The organism is Faecalibacter sp. (assembly GCF_057177045.1).
Window position 1 is genome coordinate 2,685,384 of record NZ_CM169987.1, and the last position, 15,643, is coordinate 2,701,026.

At 34.3% G+C, this 15,643-nt stretch carries 12 protein-coding genes; 8 read left to right on the forward strand and 4 right to left on the reverse strand.

The window, feature by feature from the left end:
* Positions 1–9: 9 nt before the first annotated feature.
* The 8 genes from AC1QSP_RS12495 to AC1QSP_RS12530 all read left to right on the forward strand — a co-directional run bounded on the left by AC1QSP_RS12495 (position 10) and on the right by AC1QSP_RS12530 (position 9,098).
* Entirely contained in the window at positions 10–1,221 is a 1,212-nt protein-coding gene (locus AC1QSP_RS12495; RefSeq protein ID WP_484078977.1) for an FtsW/RodA/SpoVE family cell cycle protein, read from the forward strand.
* Complete coding sequence (gene murG, locus AC1QSP_RS12500; RefSeq protein WP_484078978.1) at positions 1,199–2,299, forward strand: undecaprenyldiphospho-muramoylpentapeptide beta-N-acetylglucosaminyltransferase; 1,101 nt, start codon at positions 1,199–1,201, stop codon at positions 2,297–2,299. Before AC1QSP_RS12495 ends, murG begins: the two co-directional genes overlap by 23 nt.
* The gene (gene murC / locus AC1QSP_RS12505) at positions 2,299–3,642 is read left to right on the forward strand and encodes a UDP-N-acetylmuramate--L-alanine ligase (RefSeq protein WP_484078979.1); all 1,344 of its coding nucleotides are present in this window, start codon (positions 2,299–2,301) and stop codon (positions 3,640–3,642) included. The genes murG and murC overlap by 1 nt, the downstream gene beginning before the upstream one ends.
* Positions 3,643–3,655: 13 nt before the next feature.
* The gene (locus AC1QSP_RS12510) at positions 3,656–4,375 is read left to right on the forward strand and encodes a cell division protein FtsQ/DivIB (protein ID WP_484078980.1); all 720 of its coding nucleotides are present in this window, start codon (positions 3,656–3,658) and stop codon (positions 4,373–4,375) included.
* Positions 4,362–5,846, forward strand: coding sequence for a cell division protein FtsA (gene ftsA, locus AC1QSP_RS12515; protein ID WP_484078981.1), 1,485 nt, complete (start codon positions 4,362–4,364; stop codon positions 5,844–5,846). Before AC1QSP_RS12510 ends, ftsA begins: the two co-directional genes overlap by 14 nt.
* Before the next feature lie 32 nt (positions 5,847–5,878).
* Positions 5,879–7,705 (forward strand): cell division protein FtsZ, encoded by a 1,827-nt coding sequence (ftsZ, locus tag AC1QSP_RS12520; protein ID WP_484078982.1) that lies wholly within the window; start codon positions 5,879–5,881, stop codon positions 7,703–7,705.
* Positions 7,706–7,791: 86 nt separating this feature from the next.
* Positions 7,792–8,244: a GatB/YqeY domain-containing protein gene (locus AC1QSP_RS12525; protein WP_322970818.1), complete on the forward strand. Its 453-nt coding sequence runs from the start codon at positions 7,792–7,794 to the stop codon at positions 8,242–8,244.
* A 350-nt stretch (positions 8,245–8,594) separates the two neighbouring features.
* Positions 8,595–9,098, forward strand: coding sequence for a septal ring lytic transglycosylase RlpA family protein (locus AC1QSP_RS12530; RefSeq protein ID WP_484078983.1), 504 nt, complete (start codon positions 8,595–8,597; stop codon positions 9,096–9,098).
* A 121-nt stretch (positions 9,099–9,219) separates the two neighbouring features.
* On the opposite strand, the gene mqo is transcribed toward AC1QSP_RS12530, so the two are convergent.
* The 4 genes from mqo to AC1QSP_RS12550 all read right to left on the reverse strand — a co-directional run bounded on the left by mqo (position 9,220) and on the right by AC1QSP_RS12550 (position 15,640).
* Positions 9,220–10,698 carry a malate dehydrogenase (quinone) gene (gene mqo, locus AC1QSP_RS12535; protein ID WP_484080407.1) on the reverse strand — a complete coding sequence of 493 codons (1,479 nt, stop codon included), beginning with the start codon at positions 10,696–10,698 and terminating at the stop codon, positions 9,220–9,222.
* 505 nt (positions 10,699–11,203) lie between these two features.
* Positions 11,204–12,832 (reverse strand): chaperonin GroEL, encoded by a 1,629-nt coding sequence (gene groL / locus AC1QSP_RS12540; RefSeq protein ID WP_322970821.1) that lies wholly within the window; start codon positions 12,830–12,832, stop codon positions 11,204–11,206.
* A 115-nt stretch (positions 12,833–12,947) separates the two neighbouring features.
* The gene (locus AC1QSP_RS12545) at positions 12,948–13,226 is read right to left on the reverse strand and encodes a co-chaperone GroES (RefSeq protein WP_177709388.1); all 279 of its coding nucleotides are present in this window, start codon (positions 13,224–13,226) and stop codon (positions 12,948–12,950) included.
* A 161-nt stretch (positions 13,227–13,387) separates the two neighbouring features.
* A complete protein-coding gene (locus AC1QSP_RS12550; protein WP_484078984.1) occupies positions 13,388–15,640 on the reverse strand; it encodes a reprolysin-like metallopeptidase in 2,253 nt (750 codons plus the stop codon).
* Positions 15,641–15,643 lie beyond the last annotated feature (3 nt).

The following is a 15,643-nucleotide window of genomic DNA, read 5'->3' on the forward strand; positions in this document are numbered from 1 at the left end:
CGTTTCTAAATGGGGAATTTATTTCAGAAAATATTTAAAGGGGATAAATCATTATGGTCATTCATTTTGGTATTATCCATCTTTTCATTCTTACCAGTATATTCAGCAAGTTCAAACTTGGTATATACTGTAGGAACGGGTACAGTATTTTCTCACTTATTTAAACATGGTTCTTTCTTGATGGTGGGATTATTCATTATCTATGTCATTCAAAAATTTGATTATAGATATTTCGGAATATTCGCATTATCAGCAGTTGTACTGTTATTTTTCCTCTTGATTTTTACGCTTGTTCAAGGACAAACCATTGGAGGAGCTAATGCCTCACGTTGGATAATGATTCCCGGAATTGGGGTAGGAATTCAACCTTCTACCATTGCTTCTCAAGCATTGTTAATCTACATTGCACGATTTTTAACGAAGCATCGTGGAAAAGAATATACTTGGAGTATTGTTTCAGTACAGTTATTAATTCCAATGATTGCCATTATTGGTGCAATTTTTCCATCGAATGGTTCGACTGCATTAATGCTAGCCGTAATGTGTGGCACGTTATTGGTAATTGGTGGTTTTCCGTTCAAGTACCTTGCGGTGATTGGTTCGATTGGAGCAGCATTTGCTGGGCTTTTTGTTTGGGCAGCGTTAACCTTTTCAGATGTATTTACAAATACGCGTGTACACACTTGGATTTCGCGTATTGAAAAATTCATGTCGGATGATGCACAAACAACTTTAGAATCGTACCAAGTGTTACATGCTAAAGCTGCAATTGCAAGAGGAATTACGGAGATGGCAGGACCAGGAAAATCAGTTTTTAAACAAACGTTACCCCAATCTTCGTCGGATTTTATTTTTGCAATTATTGTCGAAGAATATGGCGCTATAGGAGCAATTTTATTAGTCTGTACTTTTTTAATCATTCTATTTAGAATATGCGTTATTGCTTCTAAAATACATACAGTATTTGGGACATTATTGGTTTTTGCGGTAGGAATTCCTATTGTTTTCCAAGCCATGATTAATATGGCCGTAGCGGTTAATTTAATTCCTGTAACGGGACAACCCTTACCAATGATCAGTTATGGGGGAACTGCTATGTGGATGACCTGTGTTTCATTTGGAATTATTTTGAGTGTTAGTACTCAAATTAAAACCAAAGAAGAGTTAATTGAAGAACGAAAAAGATATACAAATCAAGATGACATCGAAGACATCGCCTAAGGTTTTAATTTCTGGCGGAGGAACTGGTGGACATATCTATCCAGCAATTGCCATAGCAGATGAAATCAAGCGTCGTTTACCGAACGCTCAAATTTTATTTGTAGGAGCAGATAGTAAGATGGAAATGGAGAAGGTACCAAAAGCTGGATATGACATAAAAGGATTACCAATTGCAGGTTTTGATCGCAGCAATATGAAGGCGAATTTAAAGTTCCCTTTTAAAGTGATCAAAAGCTTATCATTAGCCAAGAAAATCTACAACGATTTTCAGCCTGATTTAGCTGTTGGTACTGGTGGTTATGCAAGTGGTCCTATGCTATGGATCGCAGGAAAGAATAATGTTCCTTATGTTTTGCAAGAACAAAATTCGTTTCCAGGAGTAACCAACAAAATTTTAAAAAACAAAGCTAGTGCTATTTGTACAGCTTATGAAAATATTGCTCAATTTCCAGTAGAAAAAGTGAAGTATACTGGGAATCCTATACGAAGTGAAATTTTTACCAATTTACCTTCAAAGGCAGAAGCGATTCAACAATTTAATTTGCATCCTGATTTACCAACCCTTTTATCGGTTGGGGGATCTCAAGGATCTCGAGCAGTAAATAATGCTTGGTTAGAAAAATTAGATGAATTAGTTGCAAGTAAAGTTCAATTGATTTGGCAAACAGGTAAATTGGATTATCAAAAGATCAAATCGATAGTAGGAGATCAATACCCTACAATCCATGTAACGGAATTTATCTATAATATGCAAGATGCCTATGCTGCTGCAGATTGTATTGTTTCAAGAGCAGGAGCGATGGCAATATCGGAATTAAGTATTATTGGAAAACCAACAATATTACTTCCTTTACCTTCTGCTGCCGAAGATCATCAAACAAAAAATGCAATGGCTTTGGTGCAACAAGAGGCTGCGATTTTAATTAAAGATAGCGAAGCAAAAGAAAAATTAGTTCCAACGGTCATTGCTTTGGCAAACGATGGAGCATTAAAAAATAAATTATCAAACAATATCAAAACATTGGGTAAACCAAATGCGACAAAAGAAATTGTTGATATCTTATTGAATTTATTATAATGGGAATTTTAGATAAAACATATTATTATTTTATAGGTGCCGGAGGAATCGGAATGAGTGCCTTAGAACGTTATTTCAAATCGATTGGAAAAACAGTTATAGGGTATGATAAGACACCTACAGAATTAACTTCTGCCTTAATCGAGGAAGGGATTGAAATTCATTTTGAAGACAACATGGATTTGATCCCTGCTGAAATTAATCAAGAAAATACGTTGGTTATTTATACACCTGCGATCCCAAAAGATCACAAAGAATTAAATTATTTCTTTGATCAAAATTATGAAGTATTAAAGCGTTCAGAGGTTTTAGGTGCAATAACAAAACATACTTATGCCATTGGCGTAGCAGGAACACACGGTAAAACGACAACGTCATCTATATTAGGTCATTTATTAAAAGTTGCAGATTTAGAATCTACAGCATTCTTAGGTGGTATTGCAGAGAATTATCACTCGAATATCATTCTGAATGGATCGAAATATACTGTGGCTGAAGCTGATGAATTTGACCGCTCTTTTTTACGTTTATCTCCTAAGTTAGCCATTATCACTTCTGATGATGCTGATCACTTGGATATTTATGGTGAGCGTGAAGAGGTTAAAAAATCATTTCAGGAGTTTGGTTCAATCGTTGAAGAGCAATTATTTGTTCGTAAAGGATTGAATTTCCCGAATGCAAAAACGTATGGAATAGAAGAAGGAGCAGATTATGATGGAGTAAATGTCCGCATTGAAGATGGTTTTTATGTGTTTGATGTTAATACGCCAAATGGGACATTAAAAGACATCAAATTTCAATTGCCAGGACGTCATAACATGGAAAATGCTGTAGCTGCCATCGCTGTTGCGGATTACTTAGGAATATCAAGTGAAAAGATACATGAAGCTTTGGCTTCCTTTATTGGAGTGAAGCGTAGATTTAATCGTTTTATGATTCATAATAAAGTGTATGTAGATGATTATGCACATCATCCCACAGAACTTAATGCGGTGATTCGTTCTTTAAAAGAGTTATATCCTGGTAAAAAATTATTAGGGGTATTTCAACCTCATTTATTTACACGTACAAGAGATTTTGCATCGGAATTTGCTGAAAGCTTGTCTGAATTGGATGAACTAATTTTATTAGACATCTATCCAGCACGAGAATTGCCTATTGAAGGAATTACTTCAAAATGGTTATTGGATATGGTAAATTTAAAGGAAAAATCAGTATATTCATTAGAAGAAGCATTACCTGCGATACAATCAAAAGATTTTGATGTGTTATTAACGGTAGGTGCAGGGAATATTGATACATTAGTTACACCGATAAAAAAATGGTTAGAAAGTGAAGCGTAACGAAGTCATATATATGATTTTAGGGTTTATCGTACTTATCTTTTTGGTAAGTTTTTCGGTAATCCAAAACGCAACACGTCCAGTAGATAAACTTGAAATTAAGTTTTTATCGGATAAACCAAACTTTTTCCTTTCAGAAGAAGCCATTCAAGAAATTGTCAATCAGAATGAAAGTGTTGATATTAAATCGTTGACACTTCATGAGGTGGATGTCAAAAAAATTGAAGATAAAGTCGCAAAAAGCCCTTATGTCGATTCAGTTGAGGTAAGTAAAGATGTAAAAGGAGCCATTCATTTTGATATCAAAACTAACGTTCCAGTGGCTCGTATTATGTCTCCAAAAGGTGAATTTTATATTTCGGAAAAAGGACATAAAATGCCATTATCTAAAAAGAATTCGGCATTGGTTTTACTCGTGAATGGTGATGTCAAAGAATCAGAATTCGAAGAGTTGAGTTTATTTGTTCAAACCATCCAAAAAGATGATTTGCTAAAGAACCACATTATCGGAATCGAAAAAAGTGGGAAAAGATCCTACAATTTAATCGTAAATAGAGGAAAATTTTATATAGAATTCGGAACTTTAAATAATTTTGAAAAAAAATTGAATAATTTAAAGTTATTTTACGAACAATATATTAACTATGTTGGTATTGACCAATATGAAAAATTAAGTCTAAAATTTGTAAACCAAGTTGTAGCAACCAAAAGACCCGTACATGATGAACAATAAGATTGCAGTAGGATTAGACATCGGAACTACTAAAATTGTTGCCTTAGTAGGAAGAAAAAATGAAAATGGAAAGATAGAAATTCTTGGCTATGGACAAGCGAAGAGTTTAGGAGTGCATAGAGGTGTGGTAAATAATATTACCCAAACAATTAATTCTATTCGCGAAGCTGTAGATAAAGCAGAACAATCATCGGGTATTAAAATTACTGAGGTGACTGTAGGAATTGCTGGACAACATATTCGTAGTTTACAACATAGCGACTATATCACACGAGAAAACTCGGAAGAAGTCATTGATGAGAATGATATCAAAAAATTAATTAACCAAGTACACAAGTTAGTAATGTTACCTGGTGAAGAGATCATTCACGTTTTACCACAAGATTATAAAGTAGATAATGAAGATGGAATTACAGTTCCGATGGGAATGTACGGAAGTCGTTTAGAAGCAAATTTTCATGTGGTAGTTGGTCAAATCTCATCCATTCGAAATATTGCACACTGTGTCAAAAAAGCGGGACTTAAATTAGCATCTATTTCTTTAGAACCTATTGCATCTTCAGAAGCTGCTCTTAGTACGGAAGAGAAAGAAGCTGGTGTTGCATTAATTGATATTGGTGGGGGTACAACGGATATTGCAATTTTTAAAGATAATATCATCAAACATACATCTGTAATACCTTTCGGAGGAAACGTCATTTCAGATGATATCAAAACAGGATGTTCAATCATTGGTAAACAAGCAGAACTTCTAAAACAACGTTTTGGGTCTGCATGGCCAGCAGAAAATAAAGAATCTGAAATTGTTTCAATTCCAGGTTTAAAAGGTCGCGAAGCGAAAGAAATTTCTTTGAAACGTTTGTCTCAAATTATTCATGCTCGTGTACAAGAAATTTTAGAACAAGTTTATTTAGAACTAAGAAACTATGGATGCGAAGAGCATAAAAAGAAATTAATTGCTGGTATCGTATTAACAGGTGGTGGTTCTAAATTGAAACATATTCGTCAATTAACAGAGTATGTAACAGGAATGGATGTACGTATCGGATACTCTAATGAGCATATCGTTGGAAGTAAATCAGATGAAATTAGTGGTCCAGAATATGCTACTTCTGTAGGCTTATTGATGAAAGGTCTTGAAGATTTGGAAGATAAATTACACGCGAATTTATTTGCTCCAATCCAAGAGACTTTAAATGCAGAGGAACAGAAGAAGACTGTAGAATCAACAATAGAAACAGCAATTACAGAATTTGCTACAACTTCGCAGCCAGAACCTGTAAAAACAGAACCAATTCAACAGGAAGAAACTAGAGTTGTAGAAAAAGAAATTGAATCGAAAGTGGATGAATTAACTGGAGAAGTTATTGGAGAGGCGACAGAAAATACGAAAAAACCAGGAAGAGAAAAGAAAAATTTCTTTTCGAAATGGACAGACAAGTTCATTCAAATGATCAACGAAACCGAATAAAAAAAACAAATTGAACGACAAATAATAAGAATATGAGTGATATCTTAACAGGTGATGTACTATTTGATCTACCAAAAAGTCATTCGAAAGCAATCAAAGTAATTGGAGTTGGTGGTGGAGGTAGTAATGCCGTAAACTACATGTACGAGCAAGGAATTGCTGGTGTAGACTTCGTAATTAGTAACACAGATGCGCAAGCATTAGCCAATAGTCCAGTTCCAACTAAAATTCAGTTAGGTCAAGCCATTACTGAAGGATTAGGAGCAGGAGCAAATCCTGAAGTAGGTGAACAAGCTGCTTTAGAAAGTGTCGATGATGTAAGAGCTGTTTTAGATGCTGGTACAAAAATGGTGTTCGTAACTGCCGGTATGGGTGGTGGAACAGGTACCGGAGCTGCACCAGTAATTGCAGGTATCGCTAAAGAATTAGGTATCTTAACTGTAGGAATTGTTACAGCGCCATTCTATTTTGAAGGTAGAATGAGGTTAGAACAAGCTGAAAAGGGTATCGAAAAATTACGTAATAATGTTGATTCATTAATTGTTATCAACAATGATAAATTACGCGAATTATATGGAAACTTAGGATTTAAATCTGGTTTCTCTAAAGCTGATGAAGTTTTAACAACTGCTGCAAAAGGAATAGCTGAAGTAATTACGCAACACTATGCGATGAATATCGATTTACGTGATGCGCGTACCGTATTAGCAAATTCTGGGACAGCGATCATGGGGTCTGCAAAAGCTTCTGGAGAAAATAAAGCCAAAGAAGCAATTACGTCGGCCTTAGACTCTCCTTTATTAAATAATAATAAAATTACGGGAGCTCGTAATGTATTATTATTGTTATTATCTGGTAACACAGAGATTACAATGGATGAAATTGGTATTATCAACGATCATATCCAAAATGAAGCAGGTAATTCTGCGAACATTATTATGGGTATTGGTGAAGATCCAGAATTAGGTGATGCTATCAGTGTAACAATTGTTGCGACGGGTTTTCCAGCAGATGATCAATCTTACACAGGGAAAGAAGAGGTAAGAGTAGTTCATACCTTAGTGGAAGAACAAACGATTAGTCGTCCGTTATCGACAGAAAATCAAGCGCAACCTCGTGTGGTTCCTGTTGTTTCGAAAGTGAATCCAATTTCATTAAATTTTGGACGTAATGCGGCTCCTACTCAGCCAGCACAATCTGCTCCATCATACCAAGCGCCTCAGCAGCCATCTAATCCTCAAAATAATTATCAAGAATATTCACAAGCTCCTGATGGAACAGTACGTTATACATTAGAAGATGATGAGGTAGCCCCAGTACAGCAAAGAACAAATTATGATGATTTTGAACCTCGTTTGAAGTCTGCTCCTTCAACTCCATCTCAAAATGCTCCTCAAAGCACAGGATATGGACAGCAGACATCTAACCCATATCAAGGTGTAAATCATTCATCAACGCCGTCTAACGAGCCTCAAAACAGTTATACAGGATATCAAGCACCTCAATCTCAAGTTTTCAACATTGATAATGTTCCAGCGATGCAGTCTCAACAAAAGTCTTCATCTGTAGCAGTTGAGGAAGAAACTGTTCAACCAATTATGGAACAGACTGCAGATACAACATTGGATCAAACCGTTGAAGATAGAAGAAACAGACTTCGTCAATTCAACTTTAAATTTAATTCGCAATTGACGAATCAACAAGTTGATGAGTACGAACAGATTCCTGCTTATCAAAGACAAGGAGTCCAGTTATCTAATCGAACTGAAAATAAGACGTCTGACTTATCATTAGGTACAAACAATAATAATGAACCTCAGATTCGTCCAAATAACTTCTTACACGATAATGTAGATTAATTCAATCACAATATTCTTATTATATAAAGCTTCAACTCTTCAGTTGAAGCTTTTTTTGTTGTAAATTTGATGTAAAATAATATCATATGAGTTTAGAAGCAAATATCATGTCTCAATTAAAAGAGGCAATGAAAGCTAAAAATACAATCGCTTTGGAAGCACTACGTGCTGTAAAATCAGAATTATTATTAGCAAAAACTTCTGGAGCTGGAGGTGAGTTTACAGAAGCACAAGAAATTGCTTTATTACAAAAGTTAGTAAAGCAAAGAAAAGAAGCAGCAGAACAATTTAAAGCCAATAACCGTACGGAATTAGAAGAAAAAGAATTGGCTCAAGCTGAAGTTATCATGCAATTTTTACCAAAACAATTATCTTCAGAAGAATTGGAAGTCATCATTAAAGAGATTATTGCTGAGGTAGGAGCGACATCGCCTAAGGATATGGGGAAAGTAATGGGTGCAGCATCATCAAAATTAGCTGGTAAAGCAGAAGGAAAATTAATTTCAGAAAAAGTAAAAGAATTATTAAACCAAATGTAATTCTTTATATCCCACTTTAATGAAATAAAAAAGCTAAGACAATCAATGTCTTAGCTTTTTTTGATAATAAATGTGTATTTTTATTAAATTTAAAAAACGCTGATAATCAGCGAGATATCTAAAAAAATACTTCAAATCACAATATTTTTAGGAAATCGTCTTTATTTTAACAATTTTTTAACAATTCGTGTAAAACCTTTACTACACAATGGTTCCGAGCACTTTTCTTACTTGAAAATACCTTATTAGAATTATTCTAAATAAGTAGGGGGTATCCTCCTTAAATTTGCAACGTAATCAGAAAAATCTAACGGATGAAAAAAATTATATTGACGTTGGTAACATCGTTAATGATTTTTCCAATAGCAAATGCTGATGGTAAAATTTTAAGAGGATCGGAAGCCGAACTACTTGAGGGTCAAGCTAGAATCGTGCCAAATCCAAATGAAAGATTTAACATTCTGGCTGATAATGATACTATTAAACCTGTTAATGATAGTATGTCAGCTGAAGATGAAATGAAAATTAAAGCAGCAATTGAAGAAGCTGCTGAAGTTTCATCAGGTGTGGTTTCTTGGTATGGGGGTAAATTCCATGGAAGAAAAACAGCGAGTGGAGATCGATATGACAAAAACGAACTTACAGCTGCACACAAAACTTTACCTTTCGGGACAAAAGTGAAAGTAACAAATACAAGAAATGGAAAATCTGTAGTTGTAGAAATTAATGACAGAGGTCCATTTGTTAAATCTAGAGTATTAGACTTAAGTCAAGCTGCATTCAATGAAATTGGTCACACCAATACAGGAGTAATGCACGTAGAGTATGAAGTATTAAATTCAAACGAAAATTAGTCTAGTCTCGAAATCTTCTAAAGGAAAACATAAAATGTTTTCCTTTTTTTATTTCTTGAATGAAAAGCAAAAAAAAACGTAATCCATAAGGATTACGTTTTTTATATGTTGAGATTAAAAATTATTTAATTTTTAATACTTTATTTGTTCTAGCTCTACTTTCTTCAATTAATTGAGCATTATTGAAATCTTCACCAAATGAAGGGATCATTGATTTAATTTCTTTGTTCCATTGCGTTTTCATTAACTCTGGGAAACATTTATTTAAAACATTGATCATTGCACTTACAGAAGTAGATGCTCCTGGAGAAGCTCCTAATAAAGCTGCAATTGAACCATCAGCAGAAGAAACGATTTCTGTACCAAATTTTAATACTCCTTTACCGTTTTGTTCTTCGATAACTTGTACACGTTGTCCAGCAGTTTGTTCAAACCAATCTTCTAATTTCGCTTCAGGGAAATATTCTTTTAACGATTCTACTTTTTGAGCTTTAGATAACATTACTTGCTCAATTAAGTATTTCGTTAAATCCATATTATTTAAACCACAGCTCATTAAGAAACCAACATTTCCTAAATTCACTGATTTAAATAAATCTAAATGAGAACCTTCTTTTAAGAATTTTGTTGAGAAAACCGCAAATGGTCCGAATAATAATGATTTCTTACCATTAATTACACGTGTATCTAAGTGAGGAACAGACATTGGTGGTGCACCAATTTTAGCTTTACCATAAACTTTAGCAAAGTGTTTTTTAATCACTTCTTCGTTTTGACAAATTAACCATTGTCCACCTACAGGGAATCCTCCGAATTTTTTCGACTCTGGAATACCCGATTTTTGTAACGTTAAGATAGCTCCACCACCAGCACCAATAAATACGAAATCTGCATTTACAGGTTTAGAATTTCCAGATTTTAAATCTTTTACTTTAACTGCCCATTTTCCGTTTGATAAACGTGTAACGTCTGTCACTTCGTGAGAAGTTTCTAAAGTAATTTCACCTTTTGCTTGTAAACCTTTGAAAATTTCGCGTGTTAATTCACCAAAGTTAACGTCAGTTCCGATTTCCATAAAGGTAGCGGCAACTTTCTCATTTGGATTACGTCCTTCAACAATTAATGGCGCCCAAGCTTTAATTTGTTCGAAATCCTCCGAATATTGCATGTCCTTGAATAAAGGATGCTGAGACATTGCCTCGTATCGTTTTCTTAAGAATTTTACGTCATCTTCACCCCAAACAAAACTCATATGAGGAGTTTTACGTAAGAAGTTTTCAGGAGAAGAGATATAGTTATTATCAATTAAATAAGACCAGAATTCTTTTGATGTCTCAAATTGCTTTGCAATATTAATTGCTTTAGTAATATCAACATTTCCGTCTTTTCCTTGTGGTGTATAATTTAACTCACAAAAAGCAGAGTGTCCAGTACCAGCATTATTAAATGCTTCAGAACTTTCGAAACCAATTTTATCTAATTTTTCAAAAACTGAGATCTTAATTTCTGGATTTAATTTTTTTAGAATAATACTTAAGGTAGCACTCATGATTCCAGCACCAATTAAGACTACCTCTTGTGGTTGTTTTTCCATCTTGATTTCTAAATTTACTACAAAGTTATTAATAAATGGCTTTATGTGTTAGAAATTCAATAATAAAAATCAATGATATTTTACATAAATATCTTGATACTCGATTATTAGTTATTTATTGTTTAAAACAACAAAAGGTATTAGATTGTATTTAATGATTCAATTAAATCATCTACTGTAGATTTAGTTTCAAATGTTTTTTTACGAATGATTGAATAAAAATTTTTTTGGTAAATCTTCTCATAAAATAAAGCACTTAAAGAATAAAATCTATGAATTTGAATATGTTTATTTATAATTTGGAATATAATAAATCATTTAAAAGACAAAAAATGAATCCCATACTGTAAGCGATTATTTGGTAATTTAAAGGCCTGTAAATGGCTGAAAAATCAATTTTACTTGCTACATAATAGTGAAGAGTAGAAGCAGAAGAGTAGAAATTAAAAAGGAGATAAAAAAAAGCCATCCTTTCGGATGGCTTTTTATATTTGTATGAGATGAGGTTTGATTACATCATACCTGGCATTCCTCCACCCATTGGTGGCATTGCAGGCTCATCTTTTTTAATTTCAGTTACAACAGCTTCCGTAGTAATTAACATACCCGCAACAGAAGCAGCGTTTTCTAATGCAACACGAGATACTTTAGTTGGATCGATAACTCCAGCTTCAATCATGTTTACATACTCGTCAGTTTTAGCATTGTATCCGAAGTCACCTGTTCCTTCTTTAACTTTAGCAACCACTACAGAACCTTCACCACCTGCGTTGTGAACGATTTGGCGTAATGGCTCTTCAACTGCACGTTTAACGATTTTAACACCAGTCGCTTCGTCAGCATTTTTCGTTTCGATTTCAGCTAATGTCGCTAAAGCTCTTACGAAAGCAACACCACCACCAGCAACGATACCTTCTTCTACAGCTGCACGAGTTGCGTGTAATGCATCATCTACACGGTCTTTGATTTCTTTCATTTCAACTTCAGAAGCAGCACCAACGTATAATACAGCAACACCTCCAGCTAATTTAGCTAAACGCTCTTGTAATTTCTCACGGTCATAGTCAGATGTCGTTGTTTCGATTTGTGCTTTAATTTGGTTGACACGCGCTTTAATTTGCTCAGCATCACCAGCTCCATTAACAACAGTTGTGTTGTCTTTGTCGATTACAACTCTTTCTGCAGTACCTAACATTTCTAAAGTAGCAGTTTCTAAAGTGATTCCTTGTTCTTCAGAAATTACAGTACCACCTGTTAAGATTGCGATATCTTGTAACATGGCTTTACGACGATCTCCAAATCCTGGAGCTTTAACCGCAGCGATTTTTAAAGATCCTCTTAAACGGTTAACGACTAAAGTAGCTAAAGCTTGACCTTCAACTTCTTCAGAGATGATTAAGAATGGACGTCCTGATTGTGCAACTGGCTCTAATAAAGGTAAGATTTCTTGTAAGTTAGAGATCTTTTTCTCACATAATAAGATGTAAGGATTTTCTAACTCCGCAATCATTTTATCCGCGTTTGTTACGAAATATGGCGATTGGTATCCACGGTCGAATTGCATTCCTTCCACTACGTCAACGTAAGTTTCAGTTCCTTTCGCTTCTTCAACTGTGATAACCCCTTCTTTTCCTACTTTAGAGAAAGCTTCTGCTATTAATGAACCAATTGTATCGTCATTGTTTGCAGAGATAGAAGCCACTTGCTTGATTTTTTCTGATGAATCACCAACTTCTTCTGATTGCTCTCTTAAATTAGCAACGATTCCAGCAACTGCTTTGTCAATACCACGTTTTAAATCCATTGGATTTGCACCAGCAGCTACGTTTTTTAATCCTTCGCGAACGATAGCTTGCGCTAAAACTGTTGCAGTAGTAGTACCGTCACCAGCTACATCATTCGTTTTAGAAGCCACTTCTTTTACCATTTGTGCTCCTAAGTTTTCGATTGGATCTTCTAATTCGATTTCTTTTGCAACAGAAACACCATCTTTAGTTACGTGTGGTGCTCCGAAAGATTTTTCTAAAACAACGTTACGTCCTTTTGGTCCTAATGTTACTTTAACTGCATTAGCTAATGCATCAACACCTCTTTTTAAAGCGTCTCTTGATTCAATATCGAATTTAATATCTTTTGCCATTTTTTTAATGTATTATGTACGATGTAAAATGTACAAAGTACTTGGTTTTGTTATTATTAATTTAAAAATCTAATTATACTTTTTACTTAATACAATTATACTTTTTACAATTTAATTAGATGATTGCTAAAATATCAGCTTCACGCATGATTAAGTAATCTTTACCCTCTAATTTTAATTCTGTACCAGAATATTTACCATAAAGCACTTTGTCACCAATTGCAACAGTCATTGGCTCATCTTTTTTACCATTACCAACTGCAACAACGATTCCTTCTTGTGGCTTTTCTTTCGCTGAATCTGGGATAATAATTCCTGATGCTGTTTTAGTTTCTGCAGGAGCTGGTTCAATCACAACTCGGTCTGCTAATGGTTTAATGTTTAATTCTGACATATCTTTTATTTTTTTATAAAATTTAGTAATGTTTGTTTGTGCTCTTAACTATTCGAAAAGTGTGCCATTGCTTATTTTCTGACATTTTGAAATTGTTAATTGTAAAAAAAAATGCCAGGTTCTGACAACCTGACATTTAATGTACATTTGTACGAAGAATATTATTTCTTAATAATTAATTTTTTAGAAAATTGTTCACCATCTGCTTTTACTGTAACGATATAAACCCCATTTGGTAAATGTGATAAGTTTAAGTGATGAGATTTTACATTTTGTTTCGTTGAGTTATAATTCGAAACTTGTTTTCCTGTCATATCATTTACGTAAACAATCACATTTGTAAAGTTTTTGTTTAACTCGATATTTACTTCTCCACTTGTTGGATTAGGAGAAATTGTTACAGCCTCTAATTTATCTAAATCACCAACAGCTAATGGGCTATCAATTGTAAAGTTAACCTTATTTACTGCTAAATAGATGTTATCAACTGGTTGAATCATTAAACGAGCATTTGTCGTATTTCCAATTCCATAAGGTACTGTAAATTCATATGTACCATTATTAGGTGTAGATTCTACTAAAGTATACTCCCATGTTTGACCACCATCTAATGATAATGAAATTTTTACATTCTCTGTATCAATTCCATTGGCATCTGTTCCAGCAACATCCCATGTAATTGTTTTCTCTTCACCAGCAGTCCAAGTTTCTGTCGTTTCTTGTGAAGTTAATTGGAAAGGTCCAACTTCTTTAACGTTAACCACAACATTTTTACGTGCTGTTTGACCACCGATTGGGTTATTATCACGTACTAAAAGTGCGAAATTTAATCGACGAGCAACAGCTGGTAAAACTTCCCAATTGAATGGTGAAGGGTTAGTTGTAGCAGTTAATTTATTCGCTAAGATATTTTGGAAATTAGGGAAATAACGAACACCATCCGATTTTGGAGTTAAAGAACGGAAAGTAGGTCCACCTGTATTCGTAGAAACTGGCGGCTGTGTTGCAGTTTGATTATCTGTTTGTTCCCAATTATATGTAATTACATCCCCATCTGGATCTACTGCAGTTGCTTCTAATTTGAAGGCTGTTGAATGAGGAATGTGATAAGAAAGTTTGTCTAATATAATTTCAGGTTCATTATTTCCATTTTCAGTATCAACCGAGCATCTTCCCGCTTGTGAAGTAATGAAAGAATAAATATTATTAACACTTACAACTGAAAAATAAGGATCACTGTTGTTTTGTACGTTTGGTGCACAAATTCCGGCGTAAGCCATAATAGTACTTCCACTACCTGGTTCTACAGCTGTTGCAGAAGATCTATTACCAGAACATGAATTGTTAAATGTATGTGTAGCTCCAAATTGGTGTCCCATTTCGTGTGCGACGTAATCAATATAGAATACATCGTTAATTGGTGCACCTAATCCTGTAACCCCACCAGCTTTACTGCTTCCACAAGGGCTTCTTAAATAGGCAACTCCACCACCACCTGTAGAGAAAACATGTCCAATATCGTAATTGGCTGATCCGATCACACGGTCTAATACGACTTGGTTTTCACCTAACATGGCCGAACCACTATTGTTTGTATATTCGTCTGTCGTAATGAAAATCACTTCGTCGTTGTTTTCAACCATTTCCATTGTTACTCCGAACTCTTTTTCATAAATCCCATTTACACGAGTCATTGCAACATTCATAGCAGATAATACTGCGGCTTTTTTCTCTTCTTCTGTACCATTACTTAATCCTGCTCTATTGATATGGTATCGAGAATATTCGATAGTTGAAGCTAATGCTAAACGATATTTTCTCATTTTACCATCAATCACTATTCGATTGTTCTCAACTTCTGTAGGTACTTGATTGATTAAATGTTCTTGATGAATATCATCTGTTTCACAGATAAAATCATGTGTATTGTCAACACTTTTTCTATTATAAGAGATATACGTATTTAAATCTTGTGTATAGGCATCAATGTAAGAAATTTGATCTTCTTGATGAATCATAGCACTTAATCCATGGTATGGAGAAATACTAAAACGAATCGTTGATTTCCCATCTAAAGATTTACCTGCATAGGATTTAATGGTATTGTATCGCTCTTGTAAACCTGGGGCCATCACTGAAGATTCTTGAACTTCATATTTAATCATTTTCCCTTCTCCATTTGGAATGTTTACCAACTGCGTAGCATTTCCTCCTCGATTAGAAATCGCGTTTAACTCGTTTGTTAATCCTTCAAAGTCTAAATTAAAAGTTTTATGTTGTTTTGGAACTGAAGTACGTTCAATTAAATTAGAAGCTTTGAAATTATTGTTTCGGATTTCTTTCCAATAATTCTTTTGAGCAAAAATAGTACTACTACTAAGGAGTAGTGATAAGATAATAAATTTTGATTTCATAAA